The sequence below is a fragment of the Micromonospora sp. HK10 genome (genome assembly GCF_000982955.1).
Lineage (GTDB): Bacteria > Actinomycetota > Actinomycetes > Mycobacteriales > Micromonosporaceae > Micromonospora.
Map to the genome: position 1 here is coordinate 50801 of NZ_KQ058830.1, position 24171 is coordinate 74971.

Consider the following 24171-nt stretch of genomic DNA (forward strand, 5'->3'; position numbering starts at 1 on the left):
ACGCTCAGCTCCGCTTGCGGTGAGGGTCGCGAATAGGGCTCATCGGGTTGACGGCCGGCCGGCTGCCCATCGGGAGCGTGCCGCGTGGAGTTTGGAGATCATTTCGGGCCAGGCCGGAGGACGGTACCCGGTGGTGCGGGCCAGCGCCTCTGCGGACAGTGACCGGTCGCAGACGAAGCCGTCGAAGGGCGTGATGTCACCGGTCCAGCCGTACGTCGCGGCGACCAGCCGTAGCAGGTCGTACTTCGCGATGGGCGCGGCGGCGACGTGGAACAAGCCGGTCAGGGCCTGGTCGGGCAGGATGACCGTGCGGAGGAGCCGGGCGAATTCCACGGTCGTCACGCCGCTGTAGATCGCCTTGGTGTACCCCTTCACGGCCGTCTGACCGAGGAACCAGTCGACCAGTGACCGTGCGGTGCCGAGCTCGTGCCCGACTATCGACGTGCGTAGCGTCAGGGTGCCCTCACCTGTGGTCTCGCCCAACAGCTTCGATCGGCCGTAGAGATCGGTGGGGTCCGGCAGGTCCGTTTCCGTGTAGCCACCCCGGTCACCGGAGAAGACGCAGTCCGTGCTGACCTGGATCAGGCGGGCGCCGACCTCCGCACAGGCCTCGGCGAGTTGATGCGGCAGGAGAGCGTTGATGGCGATCGTCGGCACCGGATCCTCGACGCCGGGCCGCTGCTTGATGACCCCGATGCAGTTGACCACCGCGTCCGGCCGCTGCTCGCGGAGCAGACGGCGGATCCGTGGCACGTCGAGTGCCTCGACCCCGGTGGTGATCCGGGCGGCCAGCTCGTCGGGGAACCAGCCGGCCCGGCCGGTGAGTGACCGGGCGGTACCGCGCACGTCCAGGTCCGGCGAGCACTGAAGCTCGCGCAGGAGAGTGTGTCCGAGCATGCCGGTGGCGCCGAGAACAAGGACACGTCGAGTCATGGCCGCGCCTCGGCACGGCTCGCGCCAGCGATCCACACCCTCACGCGGGCACCACCGACGCGGCCTGGGCGGCTTCGAGCTCGGCGCGGATCTCGGGCAGCGTGAGGAGCACGGACATGATCTCCGGTACGTCCAGCCGCCGTGCGTTGTGTGAGTGGTAGTCGACGATGTGGTCGCGGCCGACATCCCCCTCGTCGAAGTAGAGGGCGTAGTTCAGGTCGCGGCTGTCGATCGGGACCCGCAGGAAGTCGCCGAAGTCCTCGGCGCGAGCGAGATCCTCGCGACTGGCCAGTGTCTCGTACAGCTTCTCGCCGTGCCGGACGCCGAGGATGTCGAACTTGGGGGGAACGCCGAACAGGTTGCACAGGGCGGTGGCCAGATCGCCGATCGTGCAGGCGTCGGCCTTGCGGATGAAGATGTCGCCCGGTCGACCATGTTGAAAGGCATGTTCGACGAGTTCGACCGACTGGCCGAGGGACATGAGGAACCGGGTCATTGTCGGATCCGTCACGGTCGGTGCGACACCGTTTCGGATCTGGTCGATGAAAAGGGGGATCACCGAGCCCCGGGAGTACATGACGTTGCCATAGCGGACGCAGCAGACCCGGGTGCGGGCGGAGGGATTGTTGCGGGCGTGGGCCTGGCCGACCTTTTCCATGAGGGCCTTCGTCATCCCCATCGCGTTGACCGGGTAAACCGCCTTGTCCGTACTGAGCAGCACCAGTGTCTCCACACCGTTGCGTTCGCAGGCGTCCACCACGTTGGCGCTTCCCAGCACGTTGGTCCGTACTGCCTCGAGCGGGAAGAACTCGCAGGACGGCACCTGCTTGAGTGCGGCCGCGTGAAATACGTACTCCACTCCGCGGCTCGCCTTGACGAGGCTGTCCAGATCCCGGACGTCGCCCACGTAGTAGCGCACCCGGTCATCGCGGATCCGGTGCCGCATGATGTCCTGCTTGGACTCGTCGCGGCTGAGAACGCGCACCTCACGAGCGCCGGCCTCGAGCAGCCGGCAGACCATCGTCTGACCAAATGATCCAGTGCCGCCGGTGATCAGAAAACGCCGGTCCAATAGTGAGGATTCCACATTTTCCCCTGTTCTCCCCGGATCGCCTTGCGGGGGAGTTGTCGATTCTCGTGCCCACCGGACAGTACAACCCCATGGGCGTTGACGGACGGCAATTGCGGATTCTGGAAGATGTTGGGCAGATGGTGACGGTGGCGTGACCGGGGACCGGCTCGGATCGTTGAGGCACAGGTCTTACGCCGACCGCTGCGGAGACCTGACATTCGGAGGGTGGAGCGATGACACGGGTTATGACGGTGGTGGGGACGAGGCCGGAGATCATTAGGCTGTCCCGGGTGACGGACAGGCTCGACCGGACGGTCGAACACGTCCTCGTGCACACCGGCCAGAACTGGGACCGATCCCTTTCCGATGTCTTCTTCGCCGAACTGCGAATGCGTGAACCGGACCGCTTCCTGAAGGTCGACACGTCTTCGTTGGGTCGGGTGCTCGGTGGCGTGCTGATCGGTGTGGAGGAAACCATTCGCGACGTACGGCCCGACGCGCTGCTGGTGCTCGGGGACACCAACAGCGCCATCGCGGCGGTGATCGCCCGGCGGATGCGGGTGCCCGTCTACCACATGGAAGCCGGAAACCGTTGTTTCGATCTGAACGTGCCGGAGGAGACCAACCGCCGGCTGGTGGACCATGTCGCCGACTTCAACCTGGTCTATACCGAGCATGCCCGGCGCAACCTGCTGGCCGAGGGCCTGCACCCGCGCCGGATCCTGCACACCGGTTCACCGATGCGGGAGGTGCTGGAGCACTACCGGCCGCAGATCGACGCCTCGCCGGTCCTCGACCACCTCCACCTCGATCCGGGTGAGTACTTCCTGGTGAGCGCCCACCGCGAGGAGAACGTGGACGAGCCGACCCGGCTGCGCCGTCTTCTCGACTGTCTGCGCGCCGTCCGGCGGGAATGGTCGCTGCCCGTGCTGGTCTCCACGCATCCACGTACCCGCAAACGCCTGGAGTCGCTCGCCGACGCGGCCATCGATCTCGATGGCATCACCTTTCACGAGCCGTTCGGTCTGTTCGACTACGTGCGGCTGCAGACCCAGGCGCGGTGCGTGCTCTCCGACAGCGGCACCATCAGCGAGGAGGCGGCCATCCTGGGCTTCCCCGCGGTGACGCTGCGGGATTCCATGGAGCGACCGGAGGCGCTGGACACCGGGGCCATCATCATGACCGGTCTGGAGCCGTCCGGGGTGGTCGAGGCGATCCGGGTGGTGGTCGACGAGGCCGCTGCGAACGGTGTCCCGTGTCCGCTGGACTACCAGGTCCGGGACACCTCTCGCCTGGTGGTCAACTTCATCCTCTCGACCGTTCGGCGACACCACGACTGGGCGGGGATTCGGCGCTGAGCGGCCGTTGCGGGGGTCGGGTACCCGGCCCCCGCCGGCGCCGGTCGGGCCGCGTCGGCGGCTGAACCACCTGACCGGGGCGCACTCACCGGACGGGACGCCGGCGGTGCCGGGCCGCCGCCGTCAGGACGTCCGTCAGCACCTGAGCGTTGACATCCTCGCTCATGTGGGTGCGGTAGTGCGCGCGGCCGCACCGTCCCATCGCGCGCAGCCGGACGCGAGGCGTGGCCCGGGCGCGCCGGATCGCCTCCGACAGCCCCACCGGGTCCTCCGGCGGTGCGGCGAACCCGGCCCCGGCGTCGGTCACGATCCGCGCGGCGTCACCCGGAGCGCACACCAACAGCGGTAGACCGCAGGCGAGAAGCGCCTGGACCTTGCTCGGCAGGGTGATGTGGAACAGCGGCTCGTCCGCGAGGGACACGAGGTGCAGGTCCGCCGTGGCCATGATGGCGGGAAGGGACTCGGGCTCAACCGCGTCGAGGAAGTGCACGCTCCGGAGTCCCAGCTGATCCGCCTGAGCGCGGAGGTCCCGCTTTTCCAGGCCGTCGCCGATGAGCACCAGGTGCACGTCCGGCAGGTCAACCAGGCGCGCCATGGCATCGATCACGGCATCGAGGCGTTGAGCCGGCCCCTGGTTGCCGGCGTACATCAGGACGAAGTCCTCCGGCGCCAACCCGAGTCGTGCCCGGAAGCGGAGATCCGGGTCGGCGGGCTGCATCACCTTCTCGTCGGTCCAGTTGTAGACGACGGAGACCTTGTCGGGCCGTACCCCGCGGCGGATGATCGTTTCCCGGAGACCGGGGGACGGGACCGTGATGTGGTCGGCCCAGCGGTAAGCCCGCTCGGTGAACGACGTCAGGGCGGCCTCGGCGACCCGGCGGGGGGCGCCCTTCGTCAGGAAGCCGGTCGCGAAGACGGAGTCCGGCCACAGATCCATCACCATCAGCACATACGGTGTGCGTCGGCGTAGCCGGGCAGTGATCGCGGGCACTGCCGCCGTGATCGGGGAGGCGTACACGAGCGACACGTCCGCCGCGCGCAACACGGACGCTCCCAGGACTGCCGAACTGCCGGCCCAACTGAGGTAGTTGGCGGCCCGCCCCAGCGCGCGGCGATCGTGGCTGGGATAGAGCGGAGTGCGCACCACCCGCAGCCCGTCGCTCACCTCCACCGTCCGGCGCGCCGCCGAGTACCGGTCATAGACGCGGCCGGCCGGATAGTTGGGAATGCCGGTCAGGACCTCGACATCGAGGCCGCGGGCCCGCAGGGAGCGAGTGATCCCGAGGGCGATGGGTGCCGGCTCCGGTGGGAACCACTGGCTGATGAACGCGACCCGAGGCGTCGCCGCATCCGCTGACAGCTGCTTTCCGGCTTTGTCATCCATGAACGTTCTCCCATCCTCCATCAACCGGCGGTACCGGCCGTCAGCGTTCGGGTCATCCGGGCGAAGTGGACGAACGCGCCGGACGAGGGGCTACCCGCGCTGGTTGGCTGGACGGCGAAGGCCTGATCGGCGCCGACGCTGACCGACAGGACGGCGGCGAGCACCGGACCGTCCTCGTCCGCCGGCACCCGTAGCGCGCTGCCGAGCACGCGTACGACGTGGTCGCGGTTCCGGTGGACGACTCGGACGTCACCGAACCCGTACGCCGAGTGGTGGGCCGAGAACGACGGCCAGTCCAGCAGGCGTACCTCGGCCTGCTCGGCTGCCTGCGGGTGCACGCGGAGCCATTCCGCGTAGGTGTGTTCGACGAACCCGTGTCGCTCGTACAGCCGGCGGGCAGCCGGGTTGCTGGTGGAGACGTCGAGTGCGAGCGTGTCGCAGCCGAGGAGGCGACCCAGCCGCTCGCCGTCCTCGATCAGCCGGCTGCCGTGCCGTTGGCCCCTCTCCTGCGTCGCCACGGCGATTCCGTTGAGGAACAGGCAGGTCCCGAGCAACCGCCAGTCCGCGACCGCGCAGATGTCGCGGCCGGCACGCACATACCGGATGAAGACCGTTCGGCGCGGAACCGGCGGCGTCAGGGCCGCCGTCAGGTAGGAACCGAATCCTGCGGCGTGGTAGGGCACCAGACCGGCGCAGGCGGTGGGAACCGCCTCGCGGAGCAGCGCGACGACTGCCGCGGTATCGGAGTCAGTCGGATTCTCCAGCGACCGCACCCGGGCGGCGGTTGCCGCCCGACGTGGGCCGGCGATCGTCACACCCGCACCCACGTCGTCATCCGCTCCTCGTCGAGATCGCGCATGACGGCTGAGGGATCCGCCGCCACGTCACTGCCGACGAACACCTTGTGTACGGTGCGGGCGAGGATCCACAGGTCGAGGCCGAACGACCAGCGCTCCACGTATCGCACGTCGAGGTCGAGGCGTTCGTTCCAGGCCAGACCGTTGCGTCCGTTGATCTGGGCCAGTCCGGTGATGCCCGGCGGCACCGCGAAACGGAGGCGTTCCCGGTCGGTGTACCAGGGGTCGTACCGCGGTAGCAGCGGACGGGGGCCGACCAGACTCAGGTCACCCCGCAGGACGTTGATCAGTTGCGGTAGCTCGTCAATACTCGCCCGGCGGACCAGGAGGCCGAGCCCGGAGCAGCGTTGACCGTCCGGAAGGAGGTTGCCCCGGGCATCCCGGCCGTCCGTCATCGTGCGGAGCTTGATGATGGTGAACTGCCGGCCCCCCTGGCCGGTGCGGTGCTGCCGAAACAGTGTCGGCCCGCCGATCTGAAGGCGGAGCAGCGCCGCCACGATCATCAGCAGGGGAGCGGAGAGGGCGAGCAGCACGACGCTGACGGCGATGTCCAGCATCCGCTTGGCGAGCCGGCCCCTGGTGTTTCTTGCGATCTCCATGCGGTTGCACTCCACAGGTCAGTGGACTTCAGTGGGTGGTGGCTCGGTAGGCCGGGAAGAAGCCGGTTGACAGCAGGTCATGGGGGGAGACGCCGAGTTGGCGTGCTCGCCCGTCCACCAGTGCCGCGTATCGCTCGGGATCGACCACGACGGACCCCGTCCAGAACTGGGTCCGGAAGCCTCCGAAGGAGCGTTTGAACCGGAACAGCCCGTCGTCGGGTCGCAGGCCGCCACCGAGGTGGACGAGGTGGCATCCGTGCTCCGCGGCCCAGGCGAGGATCGTCCAGACGAGAAGGTTGTTGGCGCCGACCCGGCCGGCTGACAGGTCCGATCCGGCGAGGTGATAGTGGGCCCGGTCCCGGTGCCGAAGGACGAGCGCGCAGGCCACGACGGCGCCGCCGGTATCGCGAACCTCCGCCAGGTACAGCGCCTTGCCCAGCCCGTCGGCCAGTGCCTGGTAGTAGACGTCGGGAAACAGATACCAGGGCTGGCTCTCCAGCCGGATCATTGTCGACTCGTACAGCCGGCGGAACGGAGCACCCGCGGCGAGGTCAACAGGAGCAGCCGGTCGGATGGTGGCGTCCAGTCCCGCATTGCGGGCCTTTCGGATCGCCGTGCGGGACCGCCCCTCCATGCCGTCCCACACCCGGTCGGGACCCTCGGAGACCCGGACGGTGATCGTGTCCTGCCGCCGGGTCAGCTGCACCTGTCCGAGTGCCCGGACCGCGTCCACCGACGCGGGATCCAGTGGGGAGAAGCGCAGGAAAACGGCGACGGTGCGGGTCTGCCGCCAGTGCTCGACCGTGCGGCTCCAGAACCGGGCCACGTCGGCGGTCGAGCAGCCGGCATCGACGTGGACGCCGGCGTATCCGTAGGGGGTGGCCGCGTCCACGTCGATCTCGCTCGCCGGACGCGACACGTAGGGCAGGATCAACCGGTCCTGTTCATGAACGACCTGCCAGGTGCCGGAATCCACCACCGCTGTCGCCGCGCCGTACGCCGAGGTGAAGTACACGTCCGGGCAGTCGGCGTCGAGCAGGCCGGAGTCACCGTTGGCGCCACCCGTCGCGAACGCCCTCATCGGCTCGCCAGGAAGCTGTCGATCGCGTGCACCACGCGCGCCCGCTGGGCCTCGTTCATCGCCGAGCCGCTGGGCAGGGTCAGACCGGTAGCGAAGAGCCGCTCGGCGGCCCCGGTTACCGCGGCCTCGACACCGGCGTGAACCGGTTGCAGGTGCATCGGCATCCAGACCGGCCGGGTCTCGATGTGCCGATCGCGCAGATAGCAGGCCAGCTCACCGGCGGACCATCCCGCCTCGTGGGGGTTGACCACGATGACGGTCAACCAGAAGTTGTCACCCGGATCGCCCTCGCCGAGCAGCCGGACTCCCGGTACGGACGCGAAGCTCTTGGCGTACAGCTCCCGCAGGTCCCGCCGGCGGCCGATCATCGCATCGAGACGCTGTAGCTGCGCCCTGCCGATCGCCGCCAGGATGTTGCTCAACCGATAGTTGTAGCCGATGTCGGTGTGCTCGTAGTGGGCCACCGGCAGCCGGGCCTGGGTCGCCAGGTAGCGGACCCGGGTTGCCAGAGCGGCGTCGTCGGTGAGGAGCATCCCCCCGCCCGAGGTGGTGATGATCTTGTTGCCGTTGAAGGACAGGACGCTGGCGTGCCCGAAGGAGCCCGCCGCCTGTCCCGTCCGGGACGCACCGAGCGCCTCCGCCGCGTCCTCCAGGACGGGCACGCCGGCCGCGGCACAGACGGGAAGGAGCCGCTCGTAGTCCGCGCACCGGCCGAACATGTCCACCGGGATCACCGCGGCCACCTGCCGACCCTCACGGTGCAGCCGGGCGAGCACCTCGTGGAGCAGGCCGACGTCGATGTTCCCCGTCAACGGGTCGCAGTCGACGAAGAAGGGGCGGGCGCCGGTGTAGACGACCGCGTTTGCGGTCGCCGCGAAGGTGAGCGTCGGCACGATCACCACCCGGTCCGGTCCGGCGCCGAGCGTCAGAAGTCCCAGGTGCAGCGCGGCCGTCCCGGAGTTGGTTGCCACGGCGTACGCCCTGCCCAACCGGCGGGCCACGTCCGACTCGAAGGCGTCGACCTCCGGACCGAGCGGCGCCACCCAACCCGACCTGATCGCCGACAGCACGTACTGCTCCTCGAGGGAGCCGACGTCGGGTGGGGAGAGGTGGATGGTCTCGCTCGTCATGAATGCCACCAACGTAGTCGATCAACTCGGGACGAAACGCGTGTATCGGCTGGCAATAGAAGGAAACTCATCAAACCGCACAGGACCGATCCTGATGAACAACCTCCGCGGCGGGCTGGGGGACACGGCTCGGCGGCCAACCGGCGAGGAGGACCGGTGCGGCCGGCGAGTCCTCGCGCCACCAGGCCAGCCCGACGCAGGGGCTGATCTGTGGGCCGACGACTCGGTTGGCGGTCGGTGCGAAGGCGCCGGGCGGCCTCAGCTGAGCGGGACGACACCGAACTGCGGACCCGGGCGAACGCCCGAGGCCGCACGCTGGCTGGCCGTCACCGTCGCGGCACCGGAGGGGCCGGCCGCGTCGCAGAGGAGGGCGAGTCGCGAGACGATCTTCTCCGGTTCCTCGTACGGGTCGAGGCCGTCGACCTCCATGGGGTGCAGCGGCGGCACCGACACATGGGAGATCAGTGGGTGCAGCGGTCGAAGGTCGGTCTCCCCGGTGCCGAACAGGTCCTCGTGGAGCTTCTCACCGGGGCGCAGCCCGGTGTAGACGATCGGTACCGAGCTGGAGGCCTGCTCGGCCATCCGCCGGGCGAGGTCGGCGATCCGGACGGGCTCACCCATGTCCAGCACCAGGGCCTCGCCGTCCCGGCCGATCTCCGCGGCCTGCAACACGAGCTGGACGGCCTCCTGGATCGTCATCAGGTAGCGGGTCACGTCCGGGTGGGTCACGGTCAGCGGCTTCCCGGCCTCGATCTGCCGCTGGAACGCCGTCACGACCGATCCCCGACTGCTCAGCACGTTGCCGAACCGGACGCTGAGAAAGGTCCCGGGCATCGCGGACGCGGCGTGCGCGGTCAGCCGCTCGGTGATCCGCTTCGTGTAGCCGAGCACGCTGACCGGGTCGGCGGCCTTGTCGGTGGAGATGTTGACGAACTTGGCCACGTCCTGGCAGGCCTCCAGCACCGACAGCGTGCCGAGGACGTTGGTCATGACGGCCTCGCCCGGGTGGCGCTGAAGCAGCGTCAGATGCTTGAGCGCCGCGGCGTGGAAGATGATGTCCGGGCGGCGGTTCCGGATGACCCGCCGGATGCCTTCTTCGTCCCGCAGGTCGGCGAGGATCAGCTCCGGACCGTCCAGCATGGCCCGCCCGGAGAGCGACATCTGGAGGCCGTGCAGGGCGGACTCGTCCCGGTCCAGCATCATCAGCTCGCCGGGGTCGGCCTGCATCAACTGGCGGCACAGCTCCGAGCCGATCGATCCGCCGGCGCCGGTGACCAGGATGCGCCGTCCGGTCAGGCTGTTGGTGCTCAGCGGAAGATCACCGACGACCTGGCGGCGCCCGAGGAGGTCGCTGATCCGCACGTCGCGGACGTCGGTGACGGTGATCCGGTGATCGACCAGGTCCCGTACCGGGGGCAGCACCTTGAACGCCGCGCCGGTCTGCAGGGTGGCCTCCCGGATCTGACGGATCAGGGCCGCGTCGGCGTTGGCGACCGAGAAGATCACGGTGGCCGCGCCCGTGCGTCGGACCGCGGAAGCGATGTCGGCCTGGCCGCCGAGCACGCGGACGCCGGCGACTCGCAGGTTGCGCTTGTCGGGGTCGTCGTCGAGGGCGCCCACCGGTAGATACCGGCCGCGCGGGTCGCTCAGCATCGCTCGCACCAGCCCCTGGCCGGCGTCTCCCATCCCGAACAGCAGCACCGGGGTCGACGACCGGACGTCCGGCCGCATGGCGAGGTCGCGTCGATGCCGGTACGCGATCCGCGCACCGAGCATGAACAGCAGAGCCAGCGCACCGCCGACCAGGGGGGTGCTCGCCGGCACCGGCCGGTCCGCGATGGGCTGCAGGCCGAGGAGCATGATCGCCGCCGCCGTGACAGTGGTGCCGGCGATGCCCCGGACCTCCTGGAGGCTGCCGAGCGGATGCCGTCCGGAGTGGAGGCGACGTACCGCGGTCACCGAGACGTACAACACCGCGGCCAGTACGCCGGCGGTGGCCGCCCTGCTGAGCTGGCCCGCCGGCAGCTGGAACTCGAACCGCGTCCACGCCGCGGCGACGAATCCGCCGATCCAGGCCGTCGCGTCGGTGGCGAGGAACGCAGCCGCCCGTCGGCGGGCCCTGGCCCGGCGGGCGCGCTGGTCGGTGTGTCCGTTGCTCGCTGTTTCCGGCGGCATGTGTGCTCCTGTCCCCTGTCCATCCCGGTCCCTGTGGCCCCGGAGACGAACCGCTTGTATGTGCATGACGAGCTGTCCGGTGCGTGGCGGTGGCTGACGTCGAGGACCGTGAGGGTGATCTGCCTGACCGGCGGCTGCCGCGGCTGCCGGCGAACGCACCGCGGGGCACTGCCGCCGGCCGGATAGGAGCAGCCAGGTCAATCGATCAATGCTGAGTTGTCCCGCACTGATCGTCGCTGCCGGATCCGACCGTCACTCGTGGTGGTCGCGCAACGGATCAGGCTGCGGTACGTCCCACCCCTCCACGGAGAAACGATCGAAACCTTCCAAAAGGTTTTTATCAGACATTGAGCTCACCGGAGTCGATTCGACGTAGTACGCACCAGACCAGTCGGAACAACCTCGGACAGGAGGTCGAGGACACGGCCATGCCGCATTCGGCGCCGGGCGCGGCAGCGACCGGACGGGAAGTAGCGATCTCGACGACCGTTCGGGCGATGGAAAAGCCGGGCGGCACCGGTTAGGGCAGGTCACCCTGCTGCGGCGCCGATGACCGGGTCAGCGCCAGTCGTCGCCCGCCTCGAGACGCAGGTCGAGCAGCGTCGCCAGCGGAACCGACTCGCCGTCCCGGCCGCCCCGCCCGACCACCAGCGGCGGCGGGGCGGGCTCGACCTCCGCCCCGAACAGCCGCGACCGCAGGCTGGGCGGCACGGCGAGCAGGTAGAAGCGGCCCTCGGTGTCCACCGCCCGGCTGCGCGCCCGGTCCACGTACCACCCGGTGATCCGGGTCCGGTAGCGGCCCCGTCCGTCGTAACCGGCGGCCATCAGCCGCTCGGTGTGCAGCCCGCGCCGCAGCGCCTCGGCCGCGAACCGGGCCACCAGCGCCGCGGCCTGCCCCTGCTCGGCGGCCCGCTGCCGGGCGTCGGCCGCCGCGTGCGCCCGCACCGCGCGGCGCTGCCGCTCCCGCCACTGGAGGCCGTCGTCCCCACCCACGCCCGCGAGGGTACGCGCCAGCCTCGCCCAGCGTCGGACGCTGGCCCCGGGCTCGACGGTCTATGCGCTGGGCAGCGAGGGCGGTCGACGCTTCCCGGGGCGTCCGGCCTCCGCCGCCAGGCTCGGCGGGCGGCGGAGGCCGGACCCCGGCTCAGGCCAGGCCGGCGCGGCGCAACGCGTCCAGCATGGCGCTGTTCTCCGGTGCCGGAGCCCCGCCGCCGCGCCCCTGCCGCTGCTGCGGCCCGCCCCGCGAGCCGCCCCGGTCACCACGCGCGCCGCCGCCCTGACCAGTGGCGCCCTGGCCGCCGCGCGGGCCGCCGGTCCCCTGGCCACGGCCGCCCTGACCGGCGCCGCGCTGACCACCCCGGTCGTCCCGGCCGCCGCGTGATCCGCCGCCCTGGCCGCCGCGGTCCCGGCGCCCGTCGCCGCCCGGGGCCTCGTCGTCCAGCCGCAGCGTCAGCGAGATCCGCTTGCGGGGCACGTCGACGTCGAGCACCCGGACCCGGACCACGTCGCCGGACTTCACCACGTCGCGCGGGTCCTTCACGAACGTGTGCGACATGGCGGAGACGTGGACCAGGCCGTCCTGGTGCACGCCCACGTCGACGAACGCACCGAAGGCGGCCACGTTGGTGACGACGCCCTCCAGCACCATCCCCGGCGTCAGGTCGCTGATCTTCTCGACGCCCTCGACGAAGGTGGCCGTCCGGAACTCCGGTCGCGGGTCGCGGCCCGGCTTCTCCAGCTCGGCGAGGATGTCGGTGACGGTGGGCAGGCCGAACGTGTCGTCCACGAACTCGGTGGCCCGCAGGCCGCGCAGGATGGCCGACTTCCCGATCAGCGCGCGCAGGTCCTGCCCGGTGTGGGCGAGGATCCGCCGGACCACCGGGTACGCCTCGGGGTGCACGCTGGAGGAGTCGAGCGGGTCGTCGCCGCCGGGGATGCGCAGGAAGCCGGCGCACTGCTCGAACGCCTTCGGCCCGAGCCGGGGCACCTTCTTCAGCTCGGCCCGGGTGCGGAACGGCCCGTTGGCGTCCCGGTGCAGCACGATGTTCTCGGCCAGCCCGGCGCCGATGCCGGAGACCCGGGTGAGCAGCGGCGCCGAGGCGGTGTTGACGTCGACCCCGACCGCGTTGACGCAGTCCTCGACCACCGCGTCGAGCGAGCGGGACAGCTTCACCTCGGACAGGTCGTGCTGGTACTGCCCGACGCCGATCGAGCGCGGGTCGATCTTCACCAGCTCGGCGAGGGGGTCCTGGAGGCGGCGCGCGATGGAGACCGCGCCGCGCAGCGACACGTCGAGCCCGGGCAGCTCCTGCGAGGCGTACGCGGAGGCGGAGTAGACCGACGCGCCGGCCTCGGAGACCACCACCTTGGTCAGCTTCAGCTCCGGGTGCCGCTTGATCAGGTCACCGGCGAGCTTGTCGGTCTCCCGGCTGGCGGTGCCGTTGCCGATCGCGATCAGCTCGACGCCGTGCGCGGCGGCCAGGCGGGCCAGGGTGGCCAGCGAGGCGTCCCACTGCCGCCGCGGCTCGTGCGGGTAGATGGTGTCGGTGGCCACCACCTTGCCGGTGGCGTCGACCACGGCCACCTTCACGCCGGTGCGCAGGCCCGGGTCCAGGCCCATGGTCGGGCGGGTGCCGGCCGGCGCGGCGAGCAGCAGGTCGCGCAGGTTGGTGGCGAAGACCCGGACGGCCTCCTCCTCGGCCGCCTGCCAGAGCCGCATCCGCAGGTCGGCGCCGAGGTGGATGAGGATCCGGGTACGCCAGGCCCAGCGCACCGTGTCGGTGAGCCACCGGTCGGCGGGCCGGCCCCGGTCGCTGACCCCGAACCGGCCGGCGATGGCCGCCTCGTACCGGGTGGGGCCGGTGACCACGGCGTCGGAGTCGCCGTCGGCCTCCGGGTCCATGGTCAGGTCGAGCACGCCCTCCTTCTCGCCCCGGAACATGGCGAGGATCCGGTGCGAGGGGAGCTTGGCGAACGGCTCGGCGAAGTCGAAGTAGTCGGCGAACTTGGCGCCGGCCGTCTCCTGGCCCTCGCGTACCCGGGAGACCAGCCGGCCCTGCGACCACATCTGCTCGCGGAGCGTGCCGATCAGGTCGGCGTCCTCGGCGAAGCGCTCGACGAGGATGGCCCGCGCGCCGTCCAACGCCGCGGCGGCGTCGGCCACCCCCTTTTCGGCGTCGACGAAGCCGGCGGCGATGTCCCGGGGCTCCTGCGCCGGGTCGTCGAGCAGCGTGTCGGCCAGGGGCTCCAGCCCGGCCTCGCGGGCGATCTGCGCCCGGGTCCGCCGCTTCGGCTTGTAGGGCAGGTAGATGTCCTCCAGGCGCGACTTCGAGTCGGCGGCCATGATCTGCGCTTCCAGGGCCTCGTCGAGCTTGCCCTGGCCGCGGATGGACTCCAGCACCGCGGCGCGCCGCTCGTCGAGTTCGCGCAGGTAGCGCAGCCGCTCCTCCAGGGTGCGCAGTTGCGCGTCGTCGAGCAGGCCGGTGGCCTCCTTGCGGTAGCGGGCGATGAACGGCACGGTGGCGCCGCCGTCGAGCAGCTCCACGGCCGCCCGCACCTGCCGTTCGGCGACGCCGAGCTCCTCGGCGATCCGCTGGTGCACAGACTGGGTCACGATCTGATCCGCCTTCTCGGGTGGGTTCGGCAGTCATTGTGCCGGTCGGGCCATCGCCGGCCGCGCCGCACCCGCCCGCCCGGTCCGGCCACCCCGGTCCCGCCTGGGGGCAGGCGCAGCACGACCCGTGGCGCGCTGCGCTAGCGTGGCGATCATGGAACAAGCTGCGGATCCGCGGGCCCGGCGGCTCTTCGGGGGCAGCGCCCGGGCGCTCGGCGACCTGGCCGCCAGCCCGTTCCGGGCCGATCGGGACCGGATCGTCGGCTCGCCGTTCTTCGCCCGGCTCAACGGCGTCACCCAGGTGATCAGCCCGGGTGGCTCGGGGCTGCTGGTGCACAACCGGCTCACCCACAGCCTCAAGGTGGCGCAGGTGGCACGGGCGATCGCCGAGCGGCTGACCGCCGACCCGGTCCACCGGGACCTGCTGGAGAAGCTGGGCGGTTGCGACCCGGACGTGGTGGAGGCCGCGGCGCTCGCCCACGACCTCGGTCACCCGCCGTTCGGGCATCTGGGGGAGCGGGTGCTGGACCGGCTGGCCCGGCAGCGGCTCGGGCTGGCCGACGGCTTCGAGGGCAACGCCCAGTCGTACCGGATCGTGACCAGCACCGAGATCCGTGGCGCGGCGACCACCGGGCTCGACCTGACCGCCGCCGTCCGCGCGGCGATGCTGAAGTACCCGTGGACGCGGCTGGACCACCCGGACCCGCATCCACGGCACCTCGACCCGGCGCCCCGGGGCGCGGCGCCGCCGCCGGACGACCCGGAGAGCGGGTCGGTGAAGTTCGGCGCGTACCGGACCGAGCTGGACGACCTGCGGCAGGCCCGCGAGCCGTTCGCCGGTCGGATGCCGGACTGGCAGCAGACCCCGGAGGCGTCGGTGATGGACACCGCCGACGACATCGCGTACGCCATCCACGACGTGGAGGACTTCTACCGGGTGGGGGTGCTCCAGCAGGGGGCGGTGGCCGCCGAACTGATGGCCTGGCAGCGCGAGTACGGGCACCTGCGGTCGATCACCGCCTCGGCGCTGGAGGCGGCCGGCCGGCGGCCCGGGGCGGCGATCGAGCGGCTGCGCCGCCAACTGCATCGCAAGGACGGCTGGATCGCCGACGACGAGGCGTTCGCCGCCGCCGTCGAGCACGTCCGGGAGGAACTGGTGGAGGGGCTGCTGGCGCTGCCCTTCGACGGCTCGATCGAGGCCGAGCAGTACGTGGCCCGGTTCTCCGCCCGCTGGTCCACCCGCTTCGTCGACGCGATCACGGTGACCCCGGACCCGGACGTCCGCTCCGGCTACGTGCTGCTGGCCAAGGCGCAGTGGCACGAGGTGCAGGTGTTGAAGTTCGTCCACCACCGGTTCGTGCTGGCCCGCCCGGACCTGGCCCTGCACCAGCGCGGCCAGGCACGGCTGCTCGGCACCCTGGTGGAGGCGCTCTGGGAGTGGCTGCTGGACCCGGACGAGGAGTCCCGGCTGCCCCGCCGCCTGCACGACCTGGTCGAGCTGGCCGAGGCGGAGCTGCACCCGCGCACCCCGGACCGGATCGGGCGGGCCCGGGGCCGGGCCATCGTCGACTTCGTCGCGCAGCTCACCGACGGTCAGGCGGTGGCCATGCTGGACGCGCTCTCCGGCCGCTCCGGCGCCCTCTGGACGGACGCCTTCGTGCTCTGACCGCCGGGCGGTGCTCAGGCGACCGCCTGCCACCAGCCGTCGACCGTCGGCGGGTCGTCCACCACCACCCGCTCACCCGGGCGCGGCACCGCCAGCCGGATGTCCCGCGCCTTCGCCTCGGCCCAGAGCCGGTCCACCGGCTCGGACCAGTCGTGCAGGGCCAGGTTGAAGGTGGCCCAGTGCACCGGGATGAACAGCCCGCCGCGCAGGTCCAGGTGGGCGGTGACGGCTTCCTCGGGGAACATGTGGATGCTCGGCCAGGCCCGGTCGTACGCGCCGATCTGCATGAGCGTGACGTCGAACGGGCCGTGCTCGGCGCCGATCTGGGCGTAGCCGTCGAAGTAGCCGGAGTCGCCGGTGTAGAAGACCTTGCGGTGCGCCCCGGCGATCACCCAGGAACTCCAGAGCGTGCCGTCGCGGCGCAGGCCCCGGCCGGAGAAGTGCTGGGCGGGGGTGGCGGTGAGGGTCAGCGCGCCCAGCTCGTGGCTCTCCGCCCAGTCCAGTTCGACGATCCGCTCCTCGGGTACGCCCCACCGGTCCAGGTGGGCGCCGACGCCGAGCGGCACCACGAACGGCGCGGACTGGTGGGCGAGCAGCCCGCGTACGGTCGCCAGGTCGAGATGGTCGTAGTGGTCGTGCGAGATGACGATGGCGTCGAGCTCGGGCAGCTCCGCCAGGCGGACCGGCGGCTGATGGATGCGGCGCGGGCCGACCAGCGCCGAGGGGGAGCAGCGGTCGCTCCACACCGGGTCCAGCAGCACCCGGTGCCCCTCGATCTCGACCAGGGTGGAGGCGTGGCCGTACCAGACGACGGCGAGTTCGGTGTGCGCGGCGTCGCCGCTGAGCTGTCGCTCGTCGGGGCGCAGCAGCGGGACCGCCGCGGTGGGCCGGCGCTTCTGCTTGCCGAAGAGCAGCTCCTTGAGCAGGTTGCGGCCGGGATCGGCGACCGTCGCCCGGGTGCCCGCCGGATTGTGGAAGGTGCCGTCGCGGAAGCGCGGCGAGCGGGCCGCCCGCTCCGCGCGGGCGCCGGCCAGCCGGCCGCCGAGCTGGGCGGGCACGTCCCGGGCCGCCCAGGCCAGGCCGGTCACCGCGGCCAGGCCGGCCATCCGCCACAGCCGCCCGCCGAGGGCCCGCTCGATCTCCCGGTCCGCTGGTTCCCGCATGGTCCTGTCCCTCCGCCGTCTCCCGCAGTACACCGTAGCCACCCGGGACCCGCTCCGCTTCCGCGCTCAGCGCAGCCGGCGCAGCACCGCGGAGCCGACCGCCGCCGTCGCGCCGCCGACCGAGCGGACCACCTGGGGCAGGTCGGGCAGCCAGCCGCCGCGGACCGCCGCGCTGTCCGGGTCCGGAGCGAACAGGACACCGTCGTGCGGCGCGACCGGCTGCCGGGACAGCCCGGCGAGCCGCATCAGCGGCCCGACCAGCACGTCGTAGATGCCGGGCAGCACGGTGAAGCCGAACCGCATGACCACGTTGAGCCGGCCCACGGAGACCTCGCGGCGGGGCCGGTCGACGCAGTGCGCGATGGCCCGGGCCACCCGCTCCGGGGCGGTGACCGGCGGCGGGGGCCGGCCGGGCCGGCCCAGGTAGTTACCCGCCCGCCGGTAGATCGGCGTGTCGACGCTGCCCGGGTTGACCAGGCAGATCCGCACGCCGGGGGTGTCCCGGGCCTCCTGCTGCAGCGCCCGGGCCAGCCCCTGCAGACCCCACTTGGCCGCGATGTAGCCGCTCATGTAGGGCGCGGTGATGTGCCCCAGCACCGAGCCGGTGAGCACGAGCGTGCCGCCACCGGCGGCCCGGAAACGGCGCAGCGCCACCCGGGCCACCTCGGCTGCGGCCAGCAGGTCGGTGCGGACCACCTGGTCGAAGACCTCGGCGGGGGTCTCGTCGAAGCGGCCGTAGGCCATCACGGCGGCGGTGTGCACCCAGGCGTCGATCCGGCCGAACTCCGTCTCGGCCGCGCCGGCCAGCGCGGCCACCGCGCCGGGCGAGGTGATGTCCAGGGGTACGACCAGCACGTCGGCGCCGGCGGCCCGGCACTCGTCGCGTAGCTCGGCCAGGCTGGCGGGGGAGCGGGCCGCGAGGACCAGACGGTCCCCGCGGCCGGCGAACTCCCGGGCCGCCGCCCGGCCGATCCCGCTGGTCGCGCCCGTGAGCACCACCGTCCGGGTCACGGTTCGAGCACGACCTTGACGCAGCCGTCCTGCTTCTTCTGGAACATCTCGTACGCCTGCGGCGCCTGGGCCAGCGGCAGCCGGTGGGTCCGCAGGTCCTCGACGCCCAGCGGGTCGTCGCCGCCGGCGAGCAGTGGCACGATCTCGTCGACCCAGCGCTTCACGTGGCACTGGCCCATGCGCAGCTGGATGCCCCGGTCGAACATCTCCATCAGCGGCATCGGGTCCTGTTCGCCGCCGTAGACCCCGGAGACGGAGACGGTGCCGCCGCGCCGGACCGCCTTGATCGCGGCGTGCAGCACGACCAGCCGGTCCACGCCGACCTTGTCGGTCATGGTCTGGGCCAGCTTGTCCGGAAGCAGCCCGGCGGCGGTCTGGGCGACCTTGCCCAGCGGCGCGCCGTGCGCCTCCATGCCGACCGCGTCGATCACGGCGTCCGGCCCGCGCCCGTCGACCAGGTCGATCAGCGTGCCGGGCACGTCGTCCAGTTCGCTGACGTCGAGCACCTCGATGCCGTGCCGGCGGGCCATCTCCAGCCGCTCGGGGACCAGGTCGAGCCCGATCACCCGGCCGGCGCCGAGGTGCCGGCCGATGCGGGCGCAGAACTGGCCGACCGGGCCGAGACCGAACACGGCGAGGGTGCCGCCGGGCGGGGTGTCCGCGTACTTCACCGCCTGCCAGGCGGTGGGCAGGATGTCGGAGAGGTAGAGCCAGCGCTCGTCCGGGCCGGTCTCCGGGATCTTGATCGGGCCGAACTGCGCCTGGGGGACGCGCAGGTACTCGGCCTGCCCGCCGGGGACCGATCCGTACAGCGACGTGTAGCCGAACAGGGAGGCGCCCTTGCCCTCGCTCGTCACCTGGGTCGTCTCGCACTGGGCGTAGAGCTGGCGCGCACACATCCAGCAGTGCCCGCAGGAGATGTTGAACGGGATGACCACCCGGTCGCCGGGCTTGAGCCGGGTCACCCCGGGGCCGACCTCCTCGACGATGCCCATCGGTTCGTGCCCGAGCACGTCGCCGGGCTTCAGGTAGGGGCCGAGCACCTCGTACAGGTGCAGGTCGGAGCCGCAGATGGCGGTCGAGGTGATCCGGACGATCGCGTCGGTGGGCTCCTCGATCCGGGGGTCCGGGACGTCCTCGACGCGGACGTCCCGCTTGCCGTGCCAGGTCAGTGCCTTCATGCCTGTATGTCCCCTCTCCGGTGCCGTCCATCGGACTGCTACCCGCGAGGAAGGGCTTGAACCGGGGGGCGGTCGGCCCGCTGGCCGCATGGTCGGAGTGCGCATGTCCCTGCCCGACGGTGTCGCTCGGACGGTCGACCCGGTAGAGGACTTTTCCGACGCTACCGACTTGATGACGCAGGCGACTCAACCCGGGCAGGCCTGCTCGTCGCCGCCCTGGCGAGGCCGAATCGCTCACGTCATCAAGGACGCAGGCGACTCAACCGGGGCGCCCCGGTCGCCCCCCGCCCTGGCGAGGCCGAATCGCTCACGTCATCAAGTCGGTAGTGAGATCGGAGGCATGGCCGAGTCGCGCTCGCGTCGTCAGGTCGGGAGCCCCGAGGCATGGCCGAATCGCTCACGTCATCAAGTCGGTAGCGAGACCGAAGGCATCGGCCGGCCGGCGCTGCCCGCGTGTCCGAGAAAGCTGCCCGCCTACCTCGGGAAAGGGCGACCGCCGCGCCCTGGTGCGGGGCGCGGCGGTCGGGTGGTCGGGCGGCGGGCGGCCCGCCGCGGGGCTCAGGAGCCCGGGGTGCCGGCGCGCTTGGCGGTCGCCTTGAGGTAGTCCCGGTTGAGCCGGCCGATGGTGTTCAGCGGAATGCCCTTCGGGCAGGCCGCCGCGCACTCGCCGATGTTGGTGCAGCCCCCGAAGCCGGCCTCGTCGTGCGCGTCGACCATGCCGATCACCCGGGTGTACCGCTCGGGCTGGCCCTGCGGCAGCAGCGAGAGCTGGGTGATCTTGGCAGCGGTGAACAGCATGCCGGAGCCGTTCGGGCAGGCGGCCACGCAGGCGCCGCAGCCGATGCAGGCGGCCGACTCGAACGCGGCGTCGGCGTTGTTCTTGGCCACCGGGACCGAGTGCGCCTCGGGGGCGCTGCCGGTCGGCGCGGTGATGTACCCGCCGGCCGCGATGATCTTGTCGAAGGCGTTCCGGTTGACCACCAGGTCCTTGACGACCGGGAAGGCCCGGGCCCGCCACGGCTCGATGTCGATGGTGTCGCCGTCGGAGAACTGCCGCATGTGCAGCTGGCAGGCGGTGGTGCCGCGCTGCGGGCCGTGCGCCTCACCGTTGATCATGAGGCTGCACATGCCGCAGATGCCCTCGCGGCAGTCGTGGTCGAACGCGACCGGCTCCTCGCCGGAGAGGATCAGCCGCTCGTTGAGCACGTCGAGCATCTCCAGGAAGGACATGTCCGGGGAGACGTCCTGGATTGGGTAGGTCACCATCCGGCCCTTGTCCTGAGGGCCCCGCTGGCGCCAGATGCGCAGGGTCAGATTCACTTGTAGCTCCGCTGCGTGGGGTGGACGTATTCGAAGGTCAGGTCTTCCTTGTGCAGCACGGGCTGGTCGCCGGTGTACTCCCAGGCCGCCACGTACGCGAACCGGTCGTCGTCGCGCTGCGCCTCGCCGTCGGGGGTCTGGTGCTCGGCCCGGAAGTGGCCGCCGCAGGACTCCTCGCGGTGCAGGGCGTCGATGCACATGAGCTCGGCCAGCTCGAAGAAGTCGGCCACCCGGCCGGCCTTCTCCAGCGACTGGTTGAGCCCCTCGCCGTCGCCGAGGACCCGGACCCGCTGCCAGAACTCGTCGCGCAGCGTCCGGATCTCGTCGATCGCCTTGCGCAGCCCGGCCTCGGAGCGCTCCATGCCGCAGTGCTCCCACATGATCTGGCCCAGCTCGCGGTGGAACGAGTCCACCGTCCGGTCACCGTTGATCGCCAGCAGCTGCTGGATCCGCTGCTCGACGGCCGTCCGCGCCGCCACCGCCTCCGGATGGCTGGCGTCGATCTTCTCGAACGCGCCGGCGCCCGCCAGGTAGTTGGCAACGGTGTTGGGCAGCACGAAGTAGCCGTCCGCGAGGCCCTGCATCAGAGCCGAGGCGCCGAGCCGGTTGGCGCCGTGGTCGGAGAAGTTGGCCTCCCCGATCACGAACAGGCCGGGGATGGTCGACTGGAGGTCGTAGTCGACCCAGAGGCCGCCCATCGTGTAGTGCACCGCGGGGTAGATCCGCATCGGGACCTCGTACGGGTCCTCGCCGGTGATCCGCTCGTACATCTCGAAGAGGTTGCCGTACTTGGCCTCGATGGCCTTGCGGCCGAGTCGGTTGATCGCGTCGGCGAAGTCCAGGTAGACGCCGAGCCCGCCCGGGCCGACGCCGCGCCCTTCGTCGCAGACGTTCTTGGCGGCCCGCGACGCGATGTCCCGGGGCACCAGGTTGCCGAAGGACGGGTAGATCCGCTCCAGGTAGTAGTCCCGCTCGTCCTCCGGGATGTCCCGGGGACTGCGCTGGTCGCCCTTGGCCTTGGGCACCCACACCCGGCCGTCGTTGCGCAGCGACTCGCTCATCAGGGTCAGCTTCGACTGATGGTCGCCGGAGACCGGGATGCAGGTCGGGTGGATCTGCGTGTAGCAGGGGTTGGCGAAGTACGCGCCCTTGCGGTGCGCCCGCCAGGAGGCGGTGACATTGCAGCCCTTGGCGTTGGTGGAGAGGTAGAAGACGTTGCCGTAGCCGCCGGAGGCGAGCACGACCGCGTCGGCCATCTCGGTGCTGATCTCACCGGTGACCAGGTCACGCACCACGATGCCGCGGGCCCGGCCGTCGACGACGACCAGTTCCAGCATCTCGTGGCGGGCGTTCATCTCCACGTTGCCCAGGCCGATCTGCCGCTCCAGCGCCTGGTACGCGCCGAGCAGCAACTGCTGGCCCGTCTGGCCCCGGGCGTAGAAGGTGCGCTGCACCTGCGCGCCGCCGAAGGAGCGGGTGTCGAGCAGGCCGCCGTACTCGCGGGCGAACGGGACGCCCTGCGCCACGCACTGGTCGATGATGTTGACCGAGACCTCGGCCAGCCGGTGCACGTTCGACTCCCGGGAGCGGAAGTCGCCGCCCTTGACCGTGTCGTAGAAGAGCCGGTGCACCGAGTCGCCGTCGTTGCGGTAGTTCTTGGCGGCGTTGATGCCGCCCTGCGCCGCGATCGAGTGGGCCCGCCGCGGGCTGTCCTGGTAGCAGTAGGACTTGACCTGGTAGCCCTGCTCGGCGAGGGTCGCGGCGGCGGAGCCGCCGGCCAGGCCGGTGCCCACCACGATGACCGTGAGCTTCCGCCGGTTGGCCGGGTTGACCAGCTTCATCTCGAACCGGTGGCGCTCCCACCGGGTCTCGATGGGGCCGTCCGGGGCCCGGGTGTCGGCGATCGGGTCGCCGTCGGTGTAGAGATCCATGTCAGGCCACCAATCCGGTGAGTACGGCGAACGGGACCACCAGGTAGCCGCCGACGAGCACGACGGCGAAGACCAGTGCGGCGGCGCGGGCCCGGCGCTCGCCCGCCGGGGTCTGCTGGCCGAGGCTGCGGAACGCGCTGAACGCGCCGTGGCGCAGGTGGAAACCGAGGGTCACCAGGGCGAGGGTGTAGAAGAGCGTGACGTACCAGCGTTCCGGCGCGAAGTCGGCGACCACGTTGCCGTACGGGTTGGCCGGGTCGCCCTGCGGGTTCAGGTGGCCGCTGGTCAGGTCCAGGATGTGGTAGATCACGAAGAGCAGGATGATCACGCCGCCCCAGCGCATGGTGCGCGCCGCGTAGTTCACGTGGATCTTCCTGCGGTGCGCGTACGCCACCGGGCGGGCGGCCCGGGCCCGCACGGCGAGCACGGTGGCCGAGGCGATGTGCGCCAGCACGGCCACAGTGAGGACCGCGCGCTGGATCCAGAGGTACCAGGTCGACGGCAGCAGCGGCGTGCCGATCTCGCGCAGCCAGTGCGCGTAGTGGTCGAACGAGGTCTCGCCCGTGAAGATCTTGAGGTTGCCGAGCATGTGCGCGACCAGGAACAGCACCAGGATGATGCCCGTCACCGCCATGACGACCTTGAGGCCGACGTTGGAGCGGATGGGCGACCGAGTTTTCGTGATTACCACCTGACCGACGCTAGGAGCAGTTCGATCAGGCGTCCAATGCATCGACTTCGCAGTCTTGATAGCTATAAGCTATAGAGATGCAGCTCCATCAGCTCCGGTACTTCGTCGCGGTCGCAGAAGTACGACATTTCACCCAAGCTGCCGATCTGGTGGGCATCACCCAGCCATCGTTGAGTAAGCAAATTCACGCCCTGGAGACCGACCTCGGGGCCCCGCTCTTCGAGCGGGTAAGAGGCAACATCACCCTCACCGCCGCGGGAGAGGTGCTGCTCCCACTGGCCAAGCGGATCCTCGCCGACGTGGAGACCGCCACCCGGGAGGTGCAGGAACTGGTCGGCCTGCGCCGGGGCCGGGTCCGGCTCGGCGCCACGCCCAGCCTGGCCACTTCGCTGGCGCCCCCGGTGCTGCGCCGGTTCCGCGACGCCCACCCCACCGTCGACCTGCGGGTGGAGGAGGGCGGCTCCCAGGACCTGGTCCGCGACCTGCTCCGCGGCGACCTCGACCTGGCCCTGATCATCGAACCGTCCGCCGGCACCGACCCCGGGCTGCGCGCCGACCCGATCCTGCGGGAGAGCCTCGTGGTCGCCTCGGTCGACCCGCTGCCCGGGGCGCGCGACGGCGAACTGCGCATCACCGACCTGCGCGATCAGCCCCTGGTGATGTTCCGGGAGGGCTACGACCTGCGCGACGCCACGCTGCAGGCCTGCCGGGCGGCCGGCTTCGAACCGACCCTGTCGGTGGACGGCGGGGAGATGGACGCCGTGCTCAGCTTCGTCGAGGCGGGACTGGGCGTGGCGCTGGTCCCCGGCATCGTGGTGGCCCGCCGGGCCGGCATCCGGGTCACCCGACTCGTCCCGCCCGGCGTCCGCCGGACCATCGCGGTGGCCCGCCGCCGCGACGTGGTCCCCACCCACGCCGGCCGCGAGCTGCGCCGCATCCTGCTGGAGTACGTCCACGACGCCACCACCACCGACCAGCTCCCCGCCGGCGTCGAGCCGCTCTGACC

General features: G+C 71.3%; 19 protein-coding genes. 3 read left to right on the top strand and 16 right to left on the bottom strand.

Features of this window, described 5'->3' with window-relative positions:
* Positions 1-39: 39 nt before the first annotated feature.
* Entirely contained in the window at positions 40-933 is an 894-nt protein-coding gene (locus LQ51_RS17095; RefSeq protein ID WP_046566944.1) for a dTDP-4-dehydrorhamnose reductase family protein, read from the bottom strand.
* A 40-nt stretch (positions 934-973) separates the two neighbouring features.
* On the bottom strand, positions 974-2020 hold the full coding sequence (locus tag LQ51_RS17100) for a polysaccharide biosynthesis protein (protein ID WP_156313132.1): 1047 nt from the start codon (positions 2018-2020) through the stop codon (positions 974-976).
* A 230-nt stretch (positions 2021-2250) separates the two neighbouring features.
* Between LQ51_RS17100 and wecB the strand changes: the two genes are divergently transcribed.
* Entirely contained in the window at positions 2251-3363 is a 1113-nt protein-coding gene (gene wecB / locus LQ51_RS17105) for a non-hydrolyzing UDP-N-acetylglucosamine 2-epimerase (protein ID WP_255352239.1), read from the top strand.
* An 85-nt stretch (positions 3364-3448) separates the two neighbouring features.
* Here the strand turns inward: wecB and LQ51_RS17110 are convergent, their stop codons facing one another.
* The 8 genes from LQ51_RS17110 to LQ51_RS17145 all read right to left on the bottom strand — a co-directional run bounded on the left by LQ51_RS17110 (position 3449) and on the right by LQ51_RS17145 (position 14202).
* Positions 3449-4747, bottom strand: coding sequence for a glycosyltransferase family 4 protein (locus LQ51_RS17110; RefSeq protein ID WP_197087805.1), 1299 nt, complete (start codon positions 4745-4747; stop codon positions 3449-3451).
* 20 nt (positions 4748-4767) lie between these two features.
* The gene (locus LQ51_RS17115; RefSeq protein WP_197087806.1) at positions 4768-5343 is read right to left on the bottom strand and encodes a GNAT family N-acetyltransferase; all 576 of its coding nucleotides are present in this window, start codon (positions 5341-5343) and stop codon (positions 4768-4770) included.
* A gap of 215 nt (positions 5344-5558) precedes the next feature.
* Positions 5559-6203 carry a sugar transferase gene (locus LQ51_RS17120; RefSeq protein WP_046566950.1) on the bottom strand — a complete coding sequence of 215 codons (645 nt, stop codon included), beginning with the start codon at positions 6201-6203 and terminating at the stop codon, positions 5559-5561.
* Between the two features lie 28 nt (positions 6204-6231).
* Complete coding sequence (locus LQ51_RS17125; protein WP_046566951.1) at positions 6232-7284, bottom strand: lipid II:glycine glycyltransferase FemX; 1053 nt, start codon at positions 7282-7284, stop codon at positions 6232-6234.
* Entirely contained in the window at positions 7281-8414 is a 1134-nt protein-coding gene (locus tag LQ51_RS17130) for a DegT/DnrJ/EryC1/StrS family aminotransferase (protein WP_046566953.1), read from the bottom strand. Before LQ51_RS17130 ends, LQ51_RS17125 begins: the two co-directional genes overlap by 4 nt.
* Before the next feature lie 258 nt (positions 8415-8672).
* The gene (locus LQ51_RS17135) at positions 8673-10589 is read right to left on the bottom strand and encodes a nucleoside-diphosphate sugar epimerase/dehydratase (protein WP_046566955.1); all 1917 of its coding nucleotides are present in this window, start codon (positions 10587-10589) and stop codon (positions 8673-8675) included.
* 558 nt (positions 10590-11147) lie between these two features.
* Positions 11148-11582 (bottom strand): hypothetical protein, encoded by a 435-nt coding sequence (locus LQ51_RS17140; RefSeq protein WP_197087807.1) that lies wholly within the window; start codon positions 11580-11582, stop codon positions 11148-11150.
* A gap of 151 nt (positions 11583-11733) precedes the next feature.
* Positions 11734-14202, bottom strand: a complete 2469-nt coding sequence (locus LQ51_RS17145) for a Tex family protein (protein WP_046566958.1) — start codon at positions 14200-14202, stop codon at positions 11734-11736.
* 154 nt (positions 14203-14356) lie between these two features.
* Between LQ51_RS17145 and LQ51_RS17150 the strand changes: the two genes are divergently transcribed.
* Complete coding sequence (locus LQ51_RS17150) at positions 14357-15868, top strand: deoxyguanosinetriphosphate triphosphohydrolase family protein (protein WP_046567000.1); 1512 nt, start codon at positions 14357-14359, stop codon at positions 15866-15868.
* Between the two features lie 14 nt (positions 15869-15882).
* On the opposite strand, the gene LQ51_RS17155 is transcribed toward LQ51_RS17150, so the two are convergent.
* The 6 genes from LQ51_RS17155 to LQ51_RS17180 form a co-directional block, all read right to left on the bottom strand.
* Positions 15883-17031, bottom strand: a complete 1149-nt coding sequence (locus LQ51_RS17155) for an MBL fold metallo-hydrolase (RefSeq protein WP_046566959.1) — start codon at positions 17029-17031, stop codon at positions 15883-15885.
* A gap of 66 nt (positions 17032-17097) precedes the next feature.
* Positions 17098-18042 (bottom strand): SDR family NAD(P)-dependent oxidoreductase, encoded by a 945-nt coding sequence (locus tag LQ51_RS17160; protein WP_046566960.1) that lies wholly within the window; start codon positions 18040-18042, stop codon positions 17098-17100.
* Entirely contained in the window at positions 18039-19223 is a 1185-nt protein-coding gene (locus LQ51_RS17165; protein ID WP_046566962.1) for a zinc-dependent alcohol dehydrogenase, read from the bottom strand. The genes LQ51_RS17160 and LQ51_RS17165 overlap by 4 nt, the downstream gene beginning before the upstream one ends.
* A gap of 558 nt (positions 19224-19781) precedes the next feature.
* On the bottom strand, positions 19782-20543 hold the full coding sequence (locus LQ51_RS17170; RefSeq protein WP_046566964.1) for a succinate dehydrogenase/fumarate reductase iron-sulfur subunit: 762 nt from the start codon (positions 20541-20543) through the stop codon (positions 19782-19784).
* Complete coding sequence (locus LQ51_RS17175) at positions 20540-22474, bottom strand: fumarate reductase/succinate dehydrogenase flavoprotein subunit (protein ID WP_046566965.1); 1935 nt, start codon at positions 22472-22474, stop codon at positions 20540-20542. The genes LQ51_RS17170 and LQ51_RS17175 overlap by 4 nt, the downstream gene beginning before the upstream one ends.
* A gap of 1 nt (position 22475) precedes the next feature.
* Positions 22476-23207, bottom strand: a complete 732-nt coding sequence (locus LQ51_RS17180; RefSeq protein WP_197087808.1) for a succinate dehydrogenase cytochrome b subunit — start codon at positions 23205-23207, stop codon at positions 22476-22478.
* A 29-nt stretch (positions 23208-23236) separates the two neighbouring features.
* Between LQ51_RS17180 and LQ51_RS17185 the strand changes: the two genes are divergently transcribed.
* Entirely contained in the window at positions 23237-24169 is a 933-nt protein-coding gene (locus LQ51_RS17185) for a LysR family transcriptional regulator (RefSeq protein ID WP_046566967.1), read from the top strand.
* Positions 24170-24171: the final 2 nt, after the last annotated feature.